This is a genomic window from Staphylococcus sp. GDX7P312P (assembly GCF_008385775.1).
In the GTDB taxonomy this organism is placed as follows: domain Bacteria; phylum Bacillota; class Bacilli; order Staphylococcales; family Staphylococcaceae; genus Staphylococcus; species Staphylococcus haemolyticus.
Genome location: NZ_VUKI01000028.1, coordinates 1 through 19,472, shown reverse-complemented (window position 1 = coordinate 19,472; position 19,472 = coordinate 1). Strand labels below are relative to the sequence as shown.

General features: G+C 31.4%; 20 protein-coding genes and 2 pseudogenes. 14 read left to right on the top strand and 8 right to left on the bottom strand.

Annotated features, from left to right (window positions below; translation table 11 throughout):
• The first annotated feature begins 84 nt into the window (after positions 1–84).
• From F1592_RS08810 to dinB, 4 genes are all read left to right on the top strand, one after another.
• Positions 85–1,077, top strand: a complete 993-nt coding sequence (locus tag F1592_RS08810; RefSeq protein WP_037537988.1) for a diacylglycerol kinase — start codon at positions 85–87, stop codon at positions 1,075–1,077.
• A gap of 101 nt (positions 1,078–1,178) precedes the next feature.
• The gene (gene rlmD, locus F1592_RS08805) at positions 1,179–2,543 is read left to right on the top strand and encodes a 23S rRNA (uracil(1939)-C(5))-methyltransferase RlmD (RefSeq protein ID WP_053017437.1); all 1,365 of its coding nucleotides are present in this window, start codon (positions 1,179–1,181) and stop codon (positions 2,541–2,543) included.
• A gap of 127 nt (positions 2,544–2,670) precedes the next feature.
• A complete protein-coding gene (locus F1592_RS08800) occupies positions 2,671–3,219 on the top strand; it encodes a DUF3267 domain-containing protein (RefSeq protein WP_053017435.1) in 549 nt (182 codons plus the stop codon).
• A 114-nt stretch (positions 3,220–3,333) separates the two neighbouring features.
• Positions 3,334–4,410: a DNA polymerase IV gene (dinB, locus tag F1592_RS08795; RefSeq protein WP_037537982.1), complete on the top strand. Its 1,077-nt coding sequence runs from the start codon at positions 3,334–3,336 to the stop codon at positions 4,408–4,410.
• 55 nt (positions 4,411–4,465) lie between these two features.
• On the opposite strand, the gene F1592_RS08790 is transcribed toward dinB, so the two are convergent.
• Positions 4,466–5,017 (bottom strand): 3'-5' exonuclease, encoded by a 552-nt coding sequence (locus F1592_RS08790; RefSeq protein WP_037537979.1) that lies wholly within the window; start codon positions 5,015–5,017, stop codon positions 4,466–4,468.
• 254 nt (positions 5,018–5,271) lie between these two features.
• Positions 5,272–5,772 (bottom strand): H-type ferritin FtnA, encoded by a 501-nt coding sequence (gene ftnA, locus F1592_RS08785; RefSeq protein WP_011275365.1) that lies wholly within the window; start codon positions 5,770–5,772, stop codon positions 5,272–5,274.
• Positions 5,773–5,967: 195 nt separating this feature from the next.
• Between ftnA and murT the strand changes: the two genes are divergently transcribed.
• Together murT and gatD are read left to right on the top strand one after the other, a co-directional pair.
• Positions 5,968–7,278 carry a lipid II isoglutaminyl synthase subunit MurT gene (gene murT, locus F1592_RS08780; protein WP_107609900.1) on the top strand — a complete coding sequence of 437 codons (1,311 nt, stop codon included), beginning with the start codon at positions 5,968–5,970 and terminating at the stop codon, positions 7,276–7,278.
• A gap of 2 nt (positions 7,279–7,280) precedes the next feature.
• Positions 7,281–7,997 carry a lipid II isoglutaminyl synthase subunit GatD gene (gatD, locus tag F1592_RS08775; RefSeq protein WP_037537973.1) on the top strand — a complete coding sequence of 239 codons (717 nt, stop codon included), beginning with the start codon at positions 7,281–7,283 and terminating at the stop codon, positions 7,995–7,997.
• 64 nt (positions 7,998–8,061) lie between these two features.
• Here gatD and F1592_RS08770 read toward each other — a convergent pair whose 3' ends face one another.
• On the bottom strand, positions 8,062–9,051 hold the full coding sequence (locus F1592_RS08770) for an FUSC family protein (RefSeq protein ID WP_053017429.1): 990 nt from the start codon (positions 9,049–9,051) through the stop codon (positions 8,062–8,064).
• A 151-nt stretch (positions 9,052–9,202) separates the two neighbouring features.
• Between F1592_RS08770 and map the strand changes: the two genes are divergently transcribed.
• Entirely contained in the window at positions 9,203–9,955 is a 753-nt protein-coding gene (gene map, locus F1592_RS08765) for a type I methionyl aminopeptidase (RefSeq protein ID WP_011275369.1), read from the top strand.
• Between the two features lie 114 nt (positions 9,956–10,069).
• Here map and F1592_RS08760 read toward each other — a convergent pair whose 3' ends face one another.
• Complete coding sequence (locus F1592_RS08760; RefSeq protein WP_149809714.1) at positions 10,070–10,927, bottom strand: SDR family oxidoreductase; 858 nt, start codon at positions 10,925–10,927, stop codon at positions 10,070–10,072.
• A 68-nt stretch (positions 10,928–10,995) separates the two neighbouring features.
• Positions 10,996–12,003, bottom strand: a pseudogene (locus F1592_RS08755) (HoxN/HupN/NixA family nickel/cobalt transporter).
• 212 nt (positions 12,004–12,215) lie between these two features.
• Here F1592_RS08755 and F1592_RS08750 point away from each other — a divergent pair.
• The 4 genes from F1592_RS08750 to vraR are packed head-to-tail and all read left to right on the top strand — an operon-like array spanning position 12,216 to position 14,990.
• Positions 12,216–12,602 carry a hypothetical protein gene (locus F1592_RS08750; RefSeq protein ID WP_037537962.1) on the top strand — a complete coding sequence of 129 codons (387 nt, stop codon included), beginning with the start codon at positions 12,216–12,218 and terminating at the stop codon, positions 12,600–12,602.
• A 24-nt stretch (positions 12,603–12,626) separates the two neighbouring features.
• Positions 12,627–13,328 carry a cell wall-active antibiotics response protein VraT gene (gene vraT, locus F1592_RS08745; RefSeq protein WP_011275374.1) on the top strand — a complete coding sequence of 234 codons (702 nt, stop codon included), beginning with the start codon at positions 12,627–12,629 and terminating at the stop codon, positions 13,326–13,328.
• A complete protein-coding gene (gene vraS / locus F1592_RS08740) occupies positions 13,325–14,371 on the top strand; it encodes a sensor histidine kinase VraS (RefSeq protein ID WP_053017422.1) in 1,047 nt (348 codons plus the stop codon). The genes vraT and vraS overlap by 4 nt, the downstream gene beginning before the upstream one ends.
• Entirely contained in the window at positions 14,361–14,990 is a 630-nt protein-coding gene (vraR, locus tag F1592_RS08735; protein ID WP_037551137.1) for a response regulator transcription factor VraR, read from the top strand. The genes vraS and vraR overlap by 11 nt, the downstream gene beginning before the upstream one ends.
• A 62-nt stretch (positions 14,991–15,052) precedes the next feature.
• Here vraR and F1592_RS08730 read toward each other — a convergent pair whose 3' ends face one another.
• The 3 genes and pseudogenes from F1592_RS08730 to F1592_RS08720 form a co-directional block, all read right to left on the bottom strand.
• A complete protein-coding gene (locus F1592_RS08730) occupies positions 15,053–16,264 on the bottom strand; it encodes a YihY/virulence factor BrkB family protein (RefSeq protein WP_149809713.1) in 1,212 nt (403 codons plus the stop codon).
• A 200-nt stretch (positions 16,265–16,464) separates the two neighbouring features.
• Complete coding sequence (locus F1592_RS08725) at positions 16,465–16,749, bottom strand: YtxH domain-containing protein (protein WP_011275378.1); 285 nt, start codon at positions 16,747–16,749, stop codon at positions 16,465–16,467.
• Between the two features lie 9 nt (positions 16,750–16,758).
• Positions 16,759–17,220: pseudogene (locus tag F1592_RS08720) on the bottom strand (low molecular weight protein-tyrosine-phosphatase); the annotation flags it as partial.
• A 141-nt stretch (positions 17,221–17,361) separates the two neighbouring features.
• On the opposite strand from F1592_RS08720, the gene F1592_RS08715 reads away from it, so the two are divergent.
• The 3 genes from F1592_RS08715 to F1592_RS08705 are packed head-to-tail and all read left to right on the top strand — an operon-like array spanning position 17,362 to position 19,398.
• Positions 17,362–17,571 (top strand): DUF1128 domain-containing protein, encoded by a 210-nt coding sequence (locus tag F1592_RS08715; RefSeq protein ID WP_080290985.1) that lies wholly within the window; start codon positions 17,362–17,364, stop codon positions 17,569–17,571.
• Between the two features lie 13 nt (positions 17,572–17,584).
• Positions 17,585–18,832 carry an aminopeptidase gene (locus tag F1592_RS08710; protein WP_149809712.1) on the top strand — a complete coding sequence of 416 codons (1,248 nt, stop codon included), beginning with the start codon at positions 17,585–17,587 and terminating at the stop codon, positions 18,830–18,832.
• A gap of 32 nt (positions 18,833–18,864) precedes the next feature.
• Complete coding sequence (locus F1592_RS08705; protein ID WP_011275382.1) at positions 18,865–19,398, top strand: acyl-CoA thioesterase; 534 nt, start codon at positions 18,865–18,867, stop codon at positions 19,396–19,398.
• Positions 19,399–19,472: the final 74 nt, after the last annotated feature.

Genomic DNA, 19,472 nt, shown 5'->3' with positions numbered 1-19,472 from the left:
TTAAAGATTATTGATTTAAATACTTCCAACTCTCCTATAAATCATTTAATATAAGAATATGTATAAAAAGATGAGGGATAATTTATGAGAAAACGTGCAAGAATCATTTATAATCCAACTTCTGGAAAGGAACTTTTTAAAAGAACTTTACCAGATGTTTTAATTAAATTAGAACGTGCCGGTTATGAGACAAGTGCTTATGCAACTGAGCGTGAAGGCGATGCAACGCTTGAAGCTGAACGTGCACTTAAAAGAGATTATGATATTATTATAGCAGCTGGTGGAGATGGCACACTTAATGAAGTTGTTAATGGCATAGCTGAACAACCCAATCGCCCTAAATTAGGTATAATCCCTATGGGGACAGTGAATGATTTTGGTAGAGCCTTACATTTACCAAGTGATATTATGGGTGCTGTTGATGTTATTATTGATGATCACACGACTAAAGTGGATATAGGAAAAATGAATAATCGTTATTTCATCAATTTAGCAGCTGGTGGTCAATTAACTCAAGTTTCTTATGAGACGCCAAGTCGATTAAAATCAATTGTAGGTCCCTTTGCGTATTACATTAAAGGATTTGAAATGTTACCTCAGATGAAAGCTGTAGATTTGCGTATAGAATATGATAATCAAGTTTTTCAAGGAGAGGCATTATTATTCTTATTGGGACTGACAAACTCAATGGCAGGATTTGAGAAATTGGTTCCAGATGCTAAGTTAGACGACGGGCATTTCACATTAATTATTGTAGAAAAGGCTAACCTTGCTGAACTAGGGCACATCATGACCTTAGCATCTCGTGGAGAACACATTAAACATCCAAAAGTTATTTATGAGAAAGCTAAATCAATTAATATCTCATCCTTTACTGAAATGCAACTGAATGTAGATGGTGAATATGGTGGTAAATTACCAGCTAATTTCTTGAATTTAAAAAGACATATCGAAGTATGTACGCCAAAAGATATATACAATGAGGAATTAACTGAAGATCAACAAGTTGAAGATGGCATTATTGAAGAGAAGCCATCGAATGAAGAAATTATAAAAAACAATGAAATATCAGAATAAATTATACAGTTGAAGAGGTTGAGCAATAGTTTTGATGTCTTAGGTATGAAAACAAAACCAAGATTAAACTACTCTAACCTCTTTTTATGTGGGGTGAAATAATGGAAACCATAAATAAAAATGAAATAAAACAAGGTAACGTTGTTGATTTAACACATGAAGGGCATGGAGTCATTAAAATCGACCGTTATCCGATATTTGTGCCAAATGCGTTAATTGGTGAAATGATTAAATATAAAATTATAAAAGTGAAGAAAAATTTTGCTATTGGTAAACTTCTTCAAGTTATTAAATCAAGTGAGCAACGCGTGGAACCGCCATGTAAATACTATTGGAAGTGTGGTGGTTGTCAATTGCAACACATGACGTATGATGCCCAATTGGCTATGAAGCAGTCACAAGTTACCAACTTATTCCATAGAAAAGCACAATTTAGCAATACAATCATTAACAAAACTATCGGTATGGATCATCCTTGGCATTACAGAAATAAATCACAGTTGCCAATTGGTAAAGATAGAGAAGGAAAAGCAATTATGGGATATTATCGACAAAGAAGTCACGATATTATCGATATGGATAGTTGCTTAATCCAAGATGATATACACCAAGATATTATGAACCACGTCAAACAATATATTATTGATTACGATATTAGTGTTTATAATGAGAGTACAAAAAAAGGACTTTTAAGACATTTAGTTATTCGCACAGGCTATTATTCTGATGATATGATGGTCGTTTTTGTAACAAATGGTAAAAATTTCCAGCAAGCTTCAATTTTAGTTGAAAAACTGAAAGAAACTTTTCCTAACATAACTAGCATTAAACAAAATATTAATAATAGTCATTCCAATGTTATTATGGGGGAACAGTCTGTAACGCTATATGGCAAAGATAAGATTGCTGATCAACTTAGTGATACTACATTTAAAATAAGTGATCAATCATTCTATCAAATAAATTCTTCTCAAACTGAAAAATTATATCAGAAAGCTATAGAGTATGCGCAATCGACAGGTGAAGAAACAGTTCTTGATACATATTGCGGTATTGGTACGATAGGTTTATATATGGCGCCAGTAGCGAAACATGTTTATGGTGTTGAGATCGTGCCGTCAGCGATTAAAGATGCACAACAAAATGCGACTTTAAATGGATTTGAAAATACAACTTTTGTCTGTGGAAAAGCAGAAGAAGTCATTATAAAATGGAAACAACAAGGTATCAAACCAGATGTTGTTATGGTAGATCCCCCGAGAAAAGGGTGCGATGAAACTTTCTTACAAACGTTGCTCAAACTAAATCCTAAGCGTATTGTCTACATTTCTTGTAATCCATCTACGCAACAAAGAGATGCTCAGATATTAGATTCACAATATGAATTGCAAGAAATTACACCAGTCGATATGTTTCCTCAAACAACACATGTAGAGACAGTTGCATTATTTGAAAGAAAATCTTAAACGTGAAATTTTAATACAAATATTAAGAAATGGTTACAGAGCATTAAATCTTATAAAAAAGTTTTTTTTCTCAACATCGACTGTGTATACTATGGTTGAAAATTAACAGAGATTGGAGGTCATTATTGTGCAGAAAATTGATTTTTCTCCAAATAGAATCAACTTACCTAAATTTATGGCAACTCAATTAGTAGTGATTTTATTTATGATAGTGTTTACTTATAAATGGGCATTTATGTTTACAACCATTCATGAACAAACATTTTTAGCTAACTTATTATATGGTATTTTAGGTTTTATAGTTATTTTAGAACTACATGAACTGATTCATAGAATTTCATTTTTTATCTGTTCAAAAGGAGAACAGCCTCATTTTAAATATAAAAAAGGTTTTTTATTAGTACATATTTCCAAAAAATATTTTAATAAATGGCAATTTTGCACAATAATGCTAGCTCCAATGTTTATATTAACAGGAGTATTAATGTTTATTTTCAGTATTTACGCATACTCCTCAATTATTATTATGTTAAGTATACATTTTGGATATTGCTTAATTGATTTATATTTAGTAGGTATTACATTTACTAATAAATTTGAATATGTACATCCATCAGATGAAGGTTTAATTATGTATCATCAACGACCTATACAAGCTAATAACGAATTTGAATAAATAGTGAGTCTCAATATAATTATTTATGTGCACATTTCATGAGTTTTGTTGCTAGTCACATTATAATTATATTGAGGCTTATTTTATTTAGTTTATTTTAAAAGAGGTGAGACGATGGCCGAAAGAAGGATTATTCATATAGATATGGATTACTTTTTTGCACAAGTAGAAATGCGAGATAACCCTAAATTAAAAGGTAAACCTGTAATTGTAGGTGGTAAGGCAAGTACTCGTGGTGTGGTTTCTACTGCTTCTTACGAGGCTAGAAAATATGGGGTTCATTCTGCAATGCCAATGTCTCAAGCGCATAAATTATGTCCTAATGGATATTATGTAAGAGCAAGATTTGACGCTTATAGAGAAGCCTCTGCCGTGATTATGTCTATATTTAAAAGTTATACAGATATTGTAGAACCAATGTCATTGGATGAAGCGTATTTAGATATTACTCACCTTGTTAGACCTGACTTGTCTGCATCTAAAATCGCAACGTTTATTCGACGCGACATATTTGAACAAACTGGTTTAACTTCTTCGGCAGGTGTATCTTATAATAAATTTTTAGCAAAATTAGCAAGTGGTATGAATAAGCCTAATGGCATGAAGGTTATCGATTATAATAATGTAAACGATATTTTAATGAATCTTGATATTGGTGACTTTCCAGGTGTGGGTAAAGCATCGAAAAAAGTCATGCATAACCATGATATATATACAGGTAAAGATTTGTATGATAAAACTGAATTTGAATTAATACGTTGGTTCGGAAAAAGAGGTCGTGGATTATATCTTAAAGCGCGAGGAATTGATCATAGTGAAGTAAAAGCAACGAGAGTACGTAAATCCGTGGGTACTGAACGAACATTTTCAACTGATGTGAATGATGATGAAGAAATTTTACAAAAAATATGGGAACTATCTGGCAAGACAGCAGAACGTTTATCCAAGTTACAAAAATCAGGTAGTACCGTAACAGTTAAATTAAAAACTTATCAATATGAAACATTTTCTAAACAAAGAAGTTTGAGAGAGGCAGTAAGTAGAGATATTGATATATATAATGTAGCTTATGATTTATATAATGATTTGAAGGATCCTGATGTTCCAATAAGGTTAATCGGTGTAACGGTTGGCAATTTAGAACAGTCAACATATGAGAATATGACGATTTATGATTTTATAGAAAGATAAAGGTTCTTGATGATATTAGCAATTAAACTAAACCAGTAATTGCAATTCATGTGGGTTAACCTTTATCTTTTAAATTTTTGCCATAAATTTGGAGCATACTTTGTAAATTGTCATAGTGTTTTAATAATCTAAACGTAATCATTGCACATGCTTTAGCATCGTTGAGTGCATCATGATGACCGTGAAAATCTAGTTTATAATGTTTCATTAAATGTTTTAGTCCGTAACGATATGCATCAATTGTACGTTTAGCAAGTTGATATGAACAGAAGTAAATCATGGAGGGTGTTTCTATATTTAACTGTTTTAAACTTTGATGTAGTACATTCATATCAAAAGCAGCATTATGAGCAACAACAGGTAAATTATCAATAAATTGCATCATATAGGGGAATACATATTCAAAACTAGGAGCATCATTTACGTCTTCAGGTGTAATACCGTGAACCTCAATATTTGTCTGAGAGAAATAATCAAAAGGGTTAACTAAAGTATAAAAAGATTCCACAATCTCATTGTTAACTACTTTGACCATACCTACAGAGCAAATACTTGTACGTTTACCGTTTGCAGTTTCGAAGTCTAATGCAATAAAGGCATTTTCCATTCTGAACACTGTCCTTTCAAGTATTGATTCTTTTATTTTAGCTAAAAATATAAATATATTTCCAGAATGTTGCATTCTTAAAATAAAAAAGAGTGGAAATGAATTCATTTCGAATTCATTATCCACTCCAGTAATATTTATGAGTCTTATGAATAACTAGCATTATACCTTTTTGTGCATGTTAGTTACTTACATGTACTAGGCAAGTACTAAAAATCATTTGTCTCAATCATAATTAAACCATGAGATAAAAGTTATTCTTCATCAAATGAACGAGCTGCTAATTCTTTTTCATATAAATATAAAGTATTGCAGTCATCGCCAATACGGTTTAAATAATCAATATGTGTTTCAAATGTTGATTCTTCTTCAACTTGCTCATCTAAGAACCAGTTTAAGAAAGAAATCGTAGCATAGTCTTTATCTTTTTGAGCTATTTCAGATAAATTGTAAAAACGACGAGTAACATCTTGTTCCTGTGCTAATCCATCTTTAAATGTTTCAAGGATAGATTTAAATTCAGTTTTAGGCGCTGGTATTGATTTAAATTCAGCATGTTCACCACGATCGTTGATATAATCATAGATTTTTTTACCGTGGAAACGTTCTTCTTTAGCTTGTTGGATATAGAAGTTAGCGAAACCTTCATATGAAGCATCATCGCAATAAGCTGCCATTGCCATATAAGCATGAGCTGCGAAATATTCATGGTTCATTTGATCATTAAGTGCTTCTAATAAGTCTTTACTTAGCATAATTAAGTCACCTCTATTTAAGATTTTGTAATTGATTTTGTCTTTGTTCATTAAGAGTATAACAAATCTATTCTCATTAGTAAATAATAATTATTATAATCTAGAATGTAACTTGTTATTTTTAATTGAGAATGTTTTTTGTTATACCCTTTACGTGTTATAATTATTCAAGTGATTTATATGAGGAGGAAGCACATGAGACAATGGACTGCAACGCACTTAGCGAAATTGGCTCGTAAGGCTAGTATCGCTGCTGGGAAGAAAGGTACAGATTTACCTGGACAAGTTGCCCGCAAAGTGGATCAAAATATATTAAGAAAATTAGCTGCACAAGTAGATGACATCGTTTTTATTAGTGGGACTAATGGTAAAACGACTACATCTAATCTTATAGGACATACATTAAAAGCAAATCATATTGAAATTATACATAATAATGAAGGTGCTAATATGGCAGCAGGTATCACATCTGCCTTTATCATGCAGAGCACTAAAAATACTAAAGTAGCGGTTATTGAAATCGATGAAGGATCTATTCCTCGAGTTTTAAAAGAAGTCACTCCATCAATGATGATATTTACTAATTTCTTCCGTGATCAAATGGATCGCTTTGGCGAAATAGATATAATGGTAAATAATATAGCTAAGTCAATTAGTAATAAAGGAATTAAATTGTTACTCAATGCAGATGATCCTTTTGTAAGTCGACTTAAAATAGCTAGTGACTCTATCGTTTATTATGGTATGAAAGCACACGCGCATGAGTTTGAGCAAAGTACTATGAATGAGAGTAAGTATTGCCCAAATTGTGGCAAATTATTAGCATACGATTACATTCATTATAATCAAATCGGTCATTACCATTGTTCATGTGGATTCAAACGTGAATTACCTAAATATGAAGTTTCATCATTCACAGTATCTCCGTTCTTAGCATTAAATATAAATGAAACAACATTTAACATGAAAATTGCCGGAGACTTCAACGCTTATAATGCATTAGCTGCCTATACTGTGTTGAGAGAATTAGGGCTCAATGATGAGTCTATTCGAATTGGTTTCGAATCATATACTTCAGATAATGGCCGTATGCAATATTTCAAACTTAATCATAAAGAAGCTATGATTAATTTAGCTAAGAATCCTGCAGGTATGAATGCTAGTTTATCAGTAGGAGAACAGTTAGAAGGTAAAAAAGTATATGTCATTAGTCTAAATGATAATGCTGCTGATGGTCGTGATACTTCTTGGATTTATGATGCCGATTTCGAGAAATTAAGCGAACAAAATATTGAAACGATCATTGTTACAGGGACTCGAGCTGAAGAATTACAATTACGTCTGAAATTAGCCGAAGTAAATGTTCCAATTATACTTGAAAAAGATATTTATAAAGCAACTGCAATGACAATGAATTATGAAGGTTTCACGGTAGCTATTCCTAACTACACATCTTTATCTCCAATGTTAGAACAACTTAATCGTTCATTTAAAGGAGGGCAATAAATATGAATGAATTAACCGTTTATCATTTTATGTCAGATAAATTAAATTTATATAGTGATATAGGAAATATTATTGCGCTCAAACAAAGAGCAAAGAAACGTGGTATTCAATTAAATGTAGTAGAAGTTAACCAAACTGAAGGTGTGACGCTTGATAATTGTGATATCTTCTTTATCGGCGGTGGCAGTGATAGAGAACAAAGTATTGCTACTAAGGAATTAAGTAAGATAAAGACTACACTTAAAGATGCTATTGAGGATGGTATGCCAGGATTAACGATTTGTGGTGGTTATCAATTTTTAGGAACAAAATATATTACGCCTGATGGAACTGAACTTGAAGGTTTAGGTATCTTAGATTTCTATACTGAATCACGAACTGAACGATTAACGGGTGATATAGTAATCGAGAGTGACACATTTGGAACGATAGTTGGCTTCGAGAATCATGGTGGTCGAACACATCATAATTTTGGTACGTTAGGACACGTTACGGTTGGTTACGGTAATAATGATGATGATAAACAAGAAGGTATTCACTATAAAAATTTATTAGGAACATATTTACATGGACCTATCCTTCCAAAGAATCATGAACTGACTGATTATTTATTAGAAAAAGCCTGCGAACGTAAAGGTATACCTTTTGAACCTAAACAATTAGATAACACTGAAGAAGAAGCGGCTAAACGAGTTATTATAGAAAGATCAAAAAAATAACAAATATAATAAACAATTAAAAATGACGTACCGGATCTATAGAAATTTTCCAGTACGTCATTTTTTATTTGTCATTATATCTACTATCTAATAATTTATAGATTAGAAGTATTTCATAAATGACATGACTTTTGATTTGATTCTGATCAAATTCTTCTAAGCGTTTGACAGAAGATTTAAGTGTTGATGCAGATGAACGGTGAGGCTCAAAATGATTGCTTTTGATAATATTATTGACGCTATTACTAATTTTAATAATAGCTATTTTTTCCTCAGGCGTAAAAACTAAATGTATGTGCTTAGGTAAATATATAATATTTGATAGGTGAGTAGCCAGTAATCTATCGATATAGGAACGGTTCGAAATATTTTTTAATCGTTTCCATTCATCTTCTTTGTTTTTATGATAACGTAATTCGTCTTTTTGATAGCCGGTTAAAGTTTCAGTCTTGTTTATTACACCCATCAACTTATTTAAAAGATCATTACTATGATCAGAATCAAATTTTCCTAATAATAATTCGTTACATCTTGAAGAGAACAACTCATACATTTTATATTCGGATTGCGTTAAATTATCTTCAATTTGCTGATAATATTTAGGAGGCAGAACTATAAAATTGACCAATCCTGCTGTAACCAAACCGATTAATGCAGTTAATAATCTTGAAAAAAAGTTGAATAAATAGGCGTCGTGTATGCCAGGTATCATGGCAACCGATGTTAACACCGCAACGGTAGTACCAACTTGTAAGTTTAATTTAGTGCAAACTAAGATAGTAAAAAGTGCACTGAACGTATACGTTAAAGCCGATTGGTCACCAAAAATAAAAGTAAAAAGTACAGCAAATAATGCACCAATTACTGTTGCGGGCAATCTTCTATAACCTTTTTTTAATGATGCCTTTGCAGTAGGTTCGATAGTTACAATAGCAGTTAATATAGCGAAGATTGGAGTGAGATCAAGCATCAAACAAAATAGCGATGTTAAAAAGGTTGCTAAACCAGTTTTGATTGTTCTCGCTCCTATAATTTTCTTGTACCATTTATCCATATGATAAATCCTCTCGTTGTACGAAAATAACAATTATAATTTTATCTTTTAAACAGAAATTATTTTGCGCTTCATTTTTTGTATGTTTAGTATATCAAAATTTTTTTGGTATAATAAGATGTAATCACAATTTAAAAAGGAACGGGATATTATGATTGTAAAAACAGAAGAAGAATTACAAGCCTTAAAAGAGATAGGTTACATTTGTGCTAAGGTTAGAGATACTATGCAAGAAGCTACTAAACCAGGTATTACAACTAAAGAATTAGACAATATAGCTAAAGATTTATTTGAAGAACATGGTGCTATTTCAGCACCTATTCATGATGAGAATTTCCCTGGACAAACATGTATAAGTGTTAATGAAGAAGTAGCGCATGGTATTCCTGGCAAACGAATCATTCGTGAAGGAGATTTAGTTAATATTGATGTATCAGCCTTAAAAAATGGTTATTACGCTGATACAGGTATTTCTTTTGTTGTGGGCGAAGCAAGTGACCCACTTAAACAAAAAGTATGTGATGTTGCACTAATGGCATTTGAAAATGCAATGGCAAAAGTTAAACCAGGAACTAAATTAAGTAATATCGGTAAAGCAGTACATGCAACAGCACGTCAAAATGATTTAACTGTCATTAAAAATCTAACTGGGCATGGTGTAGGTCAATCACTACATGAGGCGCCTAACCATGTTATGAACTATTATGACCCTAAAGATAAAACTTTACTTAAAGAAGGGGTTGTAATTGCAGTAGAGCCATTTATTTCTTCTAAAGCAACTTTTGTAACAGAAGGTAAAAACGAATGGGCCTTCGAAACTAGAGATAAGAGTTTTGTCGCTCAAATCGAACATACGGTTATCGTTACTAAAGATGGACCATTATTAACTACAAAAATTGATTAATTTCATATTTAATTACTTTTAATTAAAAATTCGATATATATAAATTAACCAGTAAATGAGATGACAACGCTCATTTACTGGTTTTTTAAGTTTATATTAGTTAGTTTTATAAAGTTATTTACCTAATAATTTATAGACTTGTTGCTGCTGTTGTTTGCCATCTGGGTCTAGTTTGGTTTTAATTTTTGTGAAAGTTTCAGACCAACCAGACGTACGCGTTCTAATAGGTGGTTCTTTCATTTCAATAGTTTTTAAAATGACTTGCGCAACTTCATGTGAACTCTGAGAAGCATCATGCCCATAATTTTCTTTAATACCACTGATATATGAATTGTATAAGTGCGTATATTCATCTTCTTGTATGCCACCAGTTTGTGTTAGGTGGTTCATAATGTTGGGCATAAATTCAGATTGTATGCCACCGGGTTCAATAATAGTAAATTTAATATTGAATTCAGGTTGAATATAACTTGCTAAAGATTCTGTATAACCTTCAACACCAAACTTAGCGGCACAATATATTTCGTTAAAAGGTTGTCCAACTATGCCTCCAACTGACGAAATATTGATAACACGACCTTCTCTTTGTGATCTCATGATTGGTAATACAGCTTTGGTCATTCGAATTACACCCATTAAATTTAAATTAAGTTGCCAATTTATTTCCTCATCGGTTGCTTGTTCTGTAGTTTTATTAAAGCCGGCGCCAGCATTGTTAATCAAAATGTCTATACGACCTTCTTCTTGTATAATGAATTCAACAGCAGATTTAATACTATCTAATTTGGTTACATCCAATTCTAAAATGGTTAGGTCTACATTTCTTTTAGTCGCTTCATTTTTTAAATTCATTTGTTTTTCTAAATTACGCATCGTGGCATATACTTGAAATCCTTTTTCAGCAAGCATGAGCGATGTTTCAAATCCTAGTCCTGATGAAGCACCAGTAACTAGAGCAATAGTTTTATTCATATCATAATCTCCTTTGTGAAAGTCACTAAAGTATTAACTATTCTACGAATAATGTCAAAGAAATGAATCTATGAAGACCATCGTTGTTCAACTTTGCCAAATTTCCAAATTAAAGTGGAAATGAGCCAACTGATAATAAATAAAATCACTAAAATATAACCTATATTATCAAATTGTATGTTTTCAATAAATTCCCAAAAAGAACCTTTTAATTGAAGCTTATCAACTAGTATTTGTAGTAATTCAACAGTGCCAATTAATAGCGCAGCGATAACAGATATAGCAGTAATTGTAATATTGTAATAAATTTTCCGAATAGGATTGAAGAATGCCCAATTATAAGCAGAAGTCATCAGTATACCGTCTAATGTATCTAGCAAACTCATTCCGGCAGCAAATAATATAGGTAAAGATAATATACCTACGAATGAAATTGCTTGCTGTGACGCACCTGAAGATAAAGCTAGCAATGAGATTTCACTAGCAGTATCAAATCCTAAACCGAATAGAAAGCCTAGTGGCAAGACATGCCAACTATGACTAATGAATTTAAAGTATGGTCCGGCCATACGAGAAACAAAGCCGCGTGTATCTAATAAATCATTTAACTTCTCATCATTAATTTTGTCTTTGCGAAACTTTAAAAATAAAGTTATTAAAGAAATTAATATCATTAGATTTAATATACCTATGAGAATTAAAAATGTTCCTGAAACGAGAGTGCCAATAATTCCTCCAATTTCTTGAAAGTGGGGTAATGCATCTTTAGCCCATTTAATTGAAATGCCTAAAAAGACAGCCATAAAAAAGACTACTGTAGAATGCCCAATTGAGAAGTAGAAACCTACACCTACTGGATTACGTTATTGTTGGATTAATTTACGCACTGTATTATCAATAGCAGCTATATGGTCTGCATCAAAAGCGTGTCGAAGTCCTAATGTATATGCAAGTAATCCCATACCTAGTAGTAGATGATTAGTATTTGCTAAATAGAGGAAGCCAAAACCCAGAATGTGAAGTGAAATCACAATAAGTACATAAGGAAGCCAATTAAGACGATGTGTGTTAATCATTGATGTTACCTTCTTTCAAAAATAAATATAATTAATCATACACCTGTTTAAGTTGAAAATAAAATTTGAGGTATAACTTACATGAATTTATATAAATTCTATAGAAATAATTAACATCGTACTAAAGTATGAGAGTAAGATGGTCCTAGAGCCTATATGAGTTTAAGTCACTTTAAACTATAATTGAGCTTAATCAAGGACGAGGTGGTTCTATGAATTATATGGACTTATATTTACAACACTTTCTTAAAGTAGTTATTAAACGAAACATTAATGATTACAAGATCAGTTTAGATCAAAAATTAAAGAGCATTGAAAATTACATTGAATATTTAAAAGAAAAGAAAACGCAAATGAATAAGTTGATTGACAGTTTAACTGCAACATTAGAAAATAAATATATTGATATTACTAATACGTATAATATTAAACATGCACAAGAAATTAATAATTATGAAATTGAAGGTCTTAAAAGACAGCTTGATCTATTTGAAGCCTATTGTGCAAGAATTGAAGCGGATATTCATCGTTGCTCTAAAGAAAAGATCACAACACAAGGCCAATGTGACATAATTGAACAAATGAGTGTAGTAGCTTAATTGAAGGGAATAGGAGGCGACACATTGACTCGAAAATATATATCGACAGAGTTATTAATCATATTTACGGCATTAATGATTATTGCCAATTTTTATTACATCTTTTTTGAGAAAATAGGCTACCTATTTGTATTACTTTTAGGATGTATATTAGTTTATGTAGGCTACCTTTACTTTCATAAAGTAAGGGGTCTCTTAGCGTTTTGGATAGGTGCATTGCTTATAGCATTTACTTTATTGTCGAATAAATATACCATCATAATATTATTTGTCTTTCTAGTTATCGTAATCATTAGATATCTCATTTTTAAGTTTAAACCTTTAAAAGTGATTGCTTCAGAAGATGAAGTTACATCACCTCAATTTATTAAACAAAAGTGGTTTGGAGAGCAACGTACACCAGTGTATGTTTATAAATGGGAAGATGTACAAATTCAACATGGTGTTGGTGATATACACATTGATATGACAAAAGCTGCAAATATTAAAGAGAATAATACGATAGTAGTAAGACATATTTTAGGGAAAATTCAGTTAGTGGTACCATTGAATTATAATATTAATTTACACATGGCTGCTCTATATGGAAATGCTTATTTAAATGGCCAATCGTATAAAGTTGAAAATAATCATATACAAGTTGAAGAGAAGCCTAAAGAAGAGAATTATAATGTCAATGTTTATGTTTCAACATTCATAGGAGATGTTGAGGTGATTTATCGATGAACCACTACTTAAGAGCTATCGGTTCAATGCTTATACTAGTTTATAGCATGTTAACCGCGTTCTTATTTATAGATAAAGTATTTGTTAATATTATCTATTTCCAAGGTATGTTTTATACTCAAATTTTTGGGATACCTGTTTTTCTATTTTTAAATTTAGTCATCATTTTACTTTGTATTATAGTAGGTTCAATTCTCGCATATAAAATTAATCAACAAAATCAGTGGATTAAGTCGCAAATCGAGCATGCCATTGAAGGAGAAACAGTAGGTATTAATGATCAAAACATTGAGCTCTATAACGAAACCATAGATATTTATCAAACATTAGTTCCGTTGAATCAAGAGTTGCACCGTTTACGAATGAAAACGCAAAACTTAACTAATGAGAATTATAATATGAATGATGTTAAAGTTAAGAAAATCATTGAGGATGAACGACAGAGATTAGCTCGTGAGTTACACGACTCTGTAAGTCAACAACTTTTTGCAGCAAGCATGATGTTATCTGCAATAAAAGAAACAAAATTAGAGGCACCGCTTGATCAACAAATACCAGTATTAGAGAAAATGGTACAGGAATCTCAACTTGAAATGCGCGCATTGTTACTTCATTTAAGACCTTTAGGACTAAAAGATAAATCTCTAGGTGAAGGTATCAAAGATTTAGTTATTGATTTGCAAAAGAAAGTGCCTATGAAAGTCATACACGATATTCAAGATTTTAAGGTGCCTAAAGGTATAGAAGATCATTTATTTAGAATTACACAAGAGGCTATATCAAATACGTTAAGACATTCTAATGGAACTAAAGTTACTGTGGAATTATTTAACCAACAAGATTATCTATTACTTCGAATTCAAGATAATGGTAAAGGATTCAATGTTGACGAGAAATTAGAACAAAGTTATGGATTAAAAAATATGAGGGAACGTGCATTAGAAATTGGTGCGACATTCCATATTGTTTCGTTACCGGATTCTGGAACGAGAATAGAAGTTAAAGCACCGTTAAATAGGGAGGATGATAATAATGACGATTAAAGTTTTGTTCGTTGATGACCATGAAATGGTTAGAATTGGGATATCAAGTTATCTATCAACACAATCTGACATTGAGATAGTTGGAGAAGGGGAATCTGGTAAAGATGCCATTGCAAAAGCTCATGAATTAAAACCTGATTTAATTCTTATGGATTTATTAATGGATGACATGGATGGCGTTGAAGCAACTACTCAAATCAAAAAAGATTTGCCGCATATTAAAGTTGTAATGTTAACTAGTTTTATTGAAGATAAAGAAGTATATAGAGCATTAGATGCTGGTGTAGATAGCTATATTTTAAAAACGACTAGTGCTAGTGATATAGCCGACGCAGTACGCAAAACTTATAATGGAGAATCGGTATTTGAACCTGAAGTTTTAGTTAAGATGCGTAACAGAATGAAGAAACGTGCAGAATTATATGAAATGCTGACTGAGCGTGAAATGGAAATTTTATTATTAATTGCAAAAGGGTATTCAAATCAAGAAATAGCGAGTGCTTCTCATATTACAATTAAAACCGTTAAAACTCATGTAAGTAATATATTGAGTAAATTAGAAGTACAAGATAGAACACAAGCCGTAATTTATGCATTCCAACATAATTTGATTCAATAAAAAAGGTTGAGGCGATAAACCGTTGCCTCAACCTTTTATTAATTTAATTAGTAATTAAACACTTATTTTTTATTATCATCATCATTATTAGTAAATTTATCTTTAATTTTCTCAGTCAATGAAGCATCTTCTTCATGTTTATCTTCTGGATCTTTATCGACTTTATAGTCTTCATCTTTGCCAGTAGCTGTATGTTTATATTCATAAGTAGTATCTTCATTATAGTGGTTCTGGTTATTATCATCATGGTCGAGCGCTGCTTCTTCAGGAGTTTGTCCTTTAATAACATGTTTTTGATGGATGATTGCATTAATTTCAGCACCAATAATAATGATAAAACTTGTTAAATATAACCAAATTAATAAGATAATAATACCTGCGATACTGCCATAAGTCTTAGAGTAGTTTCCAAAATTTGAAATATAGAAACCAAATGCGAAAGACCCAAGTAACCAGATAACTGATGTAAATATAGCTCCTGGTAATACTGATTTTAGTTTAGTTTTAACGTTTGGAGCTACAGAGTATAGAATTGTAAATAGAATCAAAATAATAATTAATGGTAATACAACTCTAATTAAACTAAAGATCCATTTAACTTGACTATCTAATCCAAGAGGACCGAATAAGAAATGAGCAATAACTGACCCCATAGTAGGTAATGCCATCGCAACTAAAAATACGACACCTAACACAATCGTGAAAATAACACTTAGTATCTTTAAAAGAATACCATTTCTATTATCTTCAACATCATAAGCTACATTGAATGAATTCATAATTGCAGTCATACCATTTGAAGCTGACCAAATTGCTAAGATTAACCCGATAGAAAGTAAACCGCCACTAGAATTTTTTGTGACATCGCTAATTACACCTTTAATAAGACTCGATGTGTCAGCAGGTGCATTACTTAATAAACCGGTGATTTGGCTTTGGTCTAAGTTAAATAATGGTAACAATGTTAATAAGAAAATTAACATTGGGAACATAGCTAATACAAAATGATAGGTCATTTGTGCTGCTAAGCCTGAAGCGTCATCTTTGCCTATTCGATAAATTAAATAAGAAAGAAAATTAGATTTTTTTGTATACTTAGCTGGTTTGTTTAATCTTGAAACAAAAAAGACTTGATTGTCTTTTTTTGGTTCTTTAGATTGAAATTCTTGAGGCTCTACATATGTACGATCAACATTAATTTTATCTTGATTCTTCTCTTGCTCGTCTTTAATAGAGTTAAGATACTTCGAGTTTGATTTATTTTCTTTTGACATAACAATCTCCTTTGCTTTAACCACATACATTAATTTAAATAGTAAAATAAGCGGGACAGAAACCTGTTATATAATAAAGATTTCATTGTCCCGCCTTACTATGAGTGAAAAACAAAAATAATATTTTACTTTTCACTTTCAGTTAGTTTTTATTTTAACTAAAGTTATAAAAAAGAGATTTAGCTAAAATAAACAATCAATTATTGACCAATGCGGTTATTCTTACGTTCAACGAAAGTATCTTTAGCATCTTTAATTGATTTTTCTAATTCTGGGTTATTGCGACGAATTTCTTCAATTGTATCTTTCCAATATAAAACTTCGTCTTTAATAGAATTGAATTTAGAAGGTTTACGTGAACGATTACCTTCTTTAACATCTTTTACAGATTGAACTAGAGCGTTACGTGTTGATTTGTCAGCTAAAGTAGCAGCACCACCAACAATAGCGCCAATTAAAATACCAGGAATTAATTTGTTTTCCATTTTATTTACCCCTCTTTCAAATTTTGAATCTTTGACGATGAAATCAATTAGATTGTCACAAGATGATTGTACCATTTCATATACACCTTCAAAATTATTAGTGTAATAAGGATCTGGCACATCACTCTCTTCCATGTTACTAAATTCGAGCAATTTGAACAATTTTCCTTTTATATTAGGATTGATGTTTTGGATATTATCAACATTGCTCTGATCCATAGCAATAATATAATCAAAATCATCACTTGATTCAAATAACTCACTAATCATACCATCAAAAGGTATATTATGGCGATTAAGAATATCTTGAGTACCTTCATGAGGAGGTTCTCCAAGGTTCCATTTACCTGTTCCTCTTGAGTAAACGTTAACGTCTGAAATGTTTCTATCAATCAAACGTTGACGCATGATTGCTTCAGCCATAGGAGAGCGACATATGTTTCCTAGACATACAAATGCTACATCTACCATATTCTATTCCCCCTAATTAATCTTATATAAACCATTTTATAGTTATTTTAAAATTTTATAAAGACATAATAATACTATATCCGATAAAAGTTTGTTAAATTATCATACTTTGATAGAATATTGTATTAAAGAGGTGATAACGTGAGTCAAAATAAAAATGAAACAATGATTGCAGATATTAGAAAAAAATTAAATATTGTTAATCAAGGGTTGTTAAATCCAGATAAATTTAAAAATGCCAATCAGCAAGATATAGAAGAAATTCATAATTTTGTTATGTCTAAAGATTCTTTTTCACCAAGCGAAGTTACAGCAATTGCTGATGAGTTGGGAAACTTACGTCAAGATTAGGGAGGATGATGATATGACTTCATTAAGTTATAACGAGAAATTACAACAGTATGCAGAATTATTAGTTAAAATAGGTATGAATGTACAACCTAAACAACCTGTTTTTATTAGATCTTCAGTTGATGCCATCGATTTAACACGTTTAATTGTTGAAGAATCATATAAAGCTGGAGCATCAGACGTAAAAGTAAATTATTCAGATTCTAAATTAAATAGACTTAAATTTGAGTATGAATCAGTAGATTACTTTGAAAATCAGGCAGTTAAATCGTATGAAGTAGATGAACGAATGGATTATGCTAATCGTGGCGCTGCAAATTTAGCTTTACTTAGTGGTGATCCAAACTTGCTAAATGGTATAGACCCTGAAAAACTCAAAGCTAATCAAATGAGTTATAGTCAAGCATTCAAAGGATATATGGAAGGAAGTCAGAAGAATCAGTTTCCATGGGTTGTTGCTGCTTTTCCTTCTAAAGATTGGGCTAGACGTGTTTATCCAGATTTAGATGAAGAAATTGCATTAGAGAAGTTTATTGATGAAGTGTTTGATATCGTTAGAATTGACGGGAACGATCCTATTGAAAATTGGAAAAAACATATAGAAAACTTAAGTGTACATGCTAAATTGATGCAAGAAAAAAATTATAAAGCCTTACATTATCAATCCGAAGGAACAGACTTAGTTGTAGGACTTCCTAAAGGACATATTTGGGAAGATGCTACGAGCTATGTTAATGGCAATCAACAAGCTTTTATAGCTAATTTACCAACTGAAGAAGTTTTTACAGCTCCTGATCGTAACAACATTAATGGATATATAACAAATAAATTACCATTAAGTTATAATGGTACAATCATTGATGGCTTTACATTAACGTTTAAAGATGGACAAATCGTAGATTTCAAAGCAGATAAAGGCGAAGATGTGCTTAGAGATTTGATCAATACTGATGAGGGTTCTAAGCGACTAGGAGAAGTCGCTTTAGTACCTGATGATTCTCCAATTTCAAATCGTAATACTATTTTCTACAACACGTTATTTGATGAAAATGCATCATGTCATTTAGCCATTGGTTCGGCATATGGCTTTAATGTTGAAGGTGGTACTGAAATGACGACTGAAGAAAAAATTGCCAGTGGTCTTAATGATTCAAATGTCCATGTTGACTTCATGATAGGAAGTGCAGATTTAACGATTTATGGAATTAAACAGGATGACACTAAAGAATTAGTGTTTAAAAACGGCAATTGGGCTCAATAAAAATAGAAATTAAAATAAAAGGGGTATAACGCATGTCAAATTCTCAAGGTATTCGTAAATCAATGTCTGAATCAAAAAGTTATAAAGCTAAACAAGTATTTCCTCAAGACACCAATCATCACCACACAATGTTTGGTGGTTCATTGATGGCTAACATAGATGAAATTGCAGCCATTACTGCAATGAAACATGCTAATGCCCAAGTAGTTACAGCATCAACTGATTCTGTAGATTTTTTAAGACCAATTAAAACAGGTGATATTACTTCTTATGAAGCGATGGTTAGTTATGCAGGTACAAGTTCAATGGAAGTTTGTGTTCAAATAATTATTGAGGATGTATTAAATAAAGAAAGACATTTAGCAGCCTTAAGTTTCTTAACTTTTGTTGCATTAGATGATAATGGTAAGCCAGTCCAAGTACCAGATGTTTATCCGGAATCAAAAGTTGAAAAATGGTTCTATGAAAGTGCGCCTAAGCGTGTACAGCGTAGAAAAGATAGAAGAGAAGAAAGTAAAAATACGATTGAATTTTTATCAAATGCACAACATATTGAAGAATTATAAATCACGGACAAGTTAAACGCTGAAACTAATATATTATAATTTTCATAAAACAGAACTAAGCACCACATAAAGTA

Excerpts from the sequence above, each read along its gene's own strand:
- F1592_RS08810 (WP_037537988.1), top strand. The coding sequence starts at position 85 with ATGAGAAAACGTGCAAGAATCATTTATAATCCAACTTCTGGAAAGGAA.
- rlmD (WP_053017437.1), top strand. The coding sequence starts at position 1,179 with ATGGAAACCATAAATAAAAATGAAATAAAACAAGGTAACGTTGTTGAT.
- dinB (WP_037537982.1), top strand. The coding sequence starts at position 3,334 with ATGGCCGAAAGAAGGATTATTCATATAGATATGGATTACTTTTTTGCA.
- F1592_RS08790 (WP_037537979.1), bottom strand. The coding sequence starts at position 5,017 with ATGGAAAATGCCTTTATTGCATTAGACTTCGAAACTGCAAACGGTAAA.
- ftnA (WP_011275365.1), bottom strand. The coding sequence starts at position 5,772 with ATGCTAAGTAAAGACTTATTAGAAGCACTTAATGATCAAATGAACCAT.
- murT (WP_107609900.1), top strand. The coding sequence starts at position 5,968 with ATGAGACAATGGACTGCAACGCACTTAGCGAAATTGGCTCGTAAGGCT.
- gatD (WP_037537973.1), top strand. The coding sequence starts at position 7,281 with ATGAATGAATTAACCGTTTATCATTTTATGTCAGATAAATTAAATTTA.
- F1592_RS08770 (WP_053017429.1), bottom strand. The coding sequence starts at position 9,051 with ATGGATAAATGGTACAAGAAAATTATAGGAGCGAGAACAATCAAAACT.
- map (WP_011275369.1), top strand. The coding sequence starts at position 9,203 with ATGATTGTAAAAACAGAAGAAGAATTACAAGCCTTAAAAGAGATAGGT.
- F1592_RS08760 (WP_149809714.1), bottom strand. The coding sequence starts at position 10,927 with ATGAATAAAACTATTGCTCTAGTTACTGGTGCTTCATCAGGACTAGGA.
- F1592_RS08750 (WP_037537962.1), top strand. The coding sequence starts at position 12,216 with ATGAATTATATGGACTTATATTTACAACACTTTCTTAAAGTAGTTATT.
- vraS (WP_053017422.1), top strand. The coding sequence starts at position 13,325 with ATGAACCACTACTTAAGAGCTATCGGTTCAATGCTTATACTAGTTTAT.
- vraR (WP_037551137.1), top strand. The coding sequence starts at position 14,361 with ATGACGATTAAAGTTTTGTTCGTTGATGACCATGAAATGGTTAGAATT.
- F1592_RS08730 (WP_149809713.1), bottom strand. The coding sequence starts at position 16,264 with ATGTCAAAAGAAAATAAATCAAACTCGAAGTATCTTAACTCTATTAAA.
- F1592_RS08725 (WP_011275378.1), bottom strand. The coding sequence starts at position 16,749 with ATGGAAAACAAATTAATTCCTGGTATTTTAATTGGCGCTATTGTTGGT.
- F1592_RS08710 (WP_149809712.1), top strand. The coding sequence starts at position 17,585 with ATGACTTCATTAAGTTATAACGAGAAATTACAACAGTATGCAGAATTA.
- F1592_RS08705 (WP_011275382.1), top strand. The coding sequence starts at position 18,865 with ATGTCAAATTCTCAAGGTATTCGTAAATCAATGTCTGAATCAAAAAGT.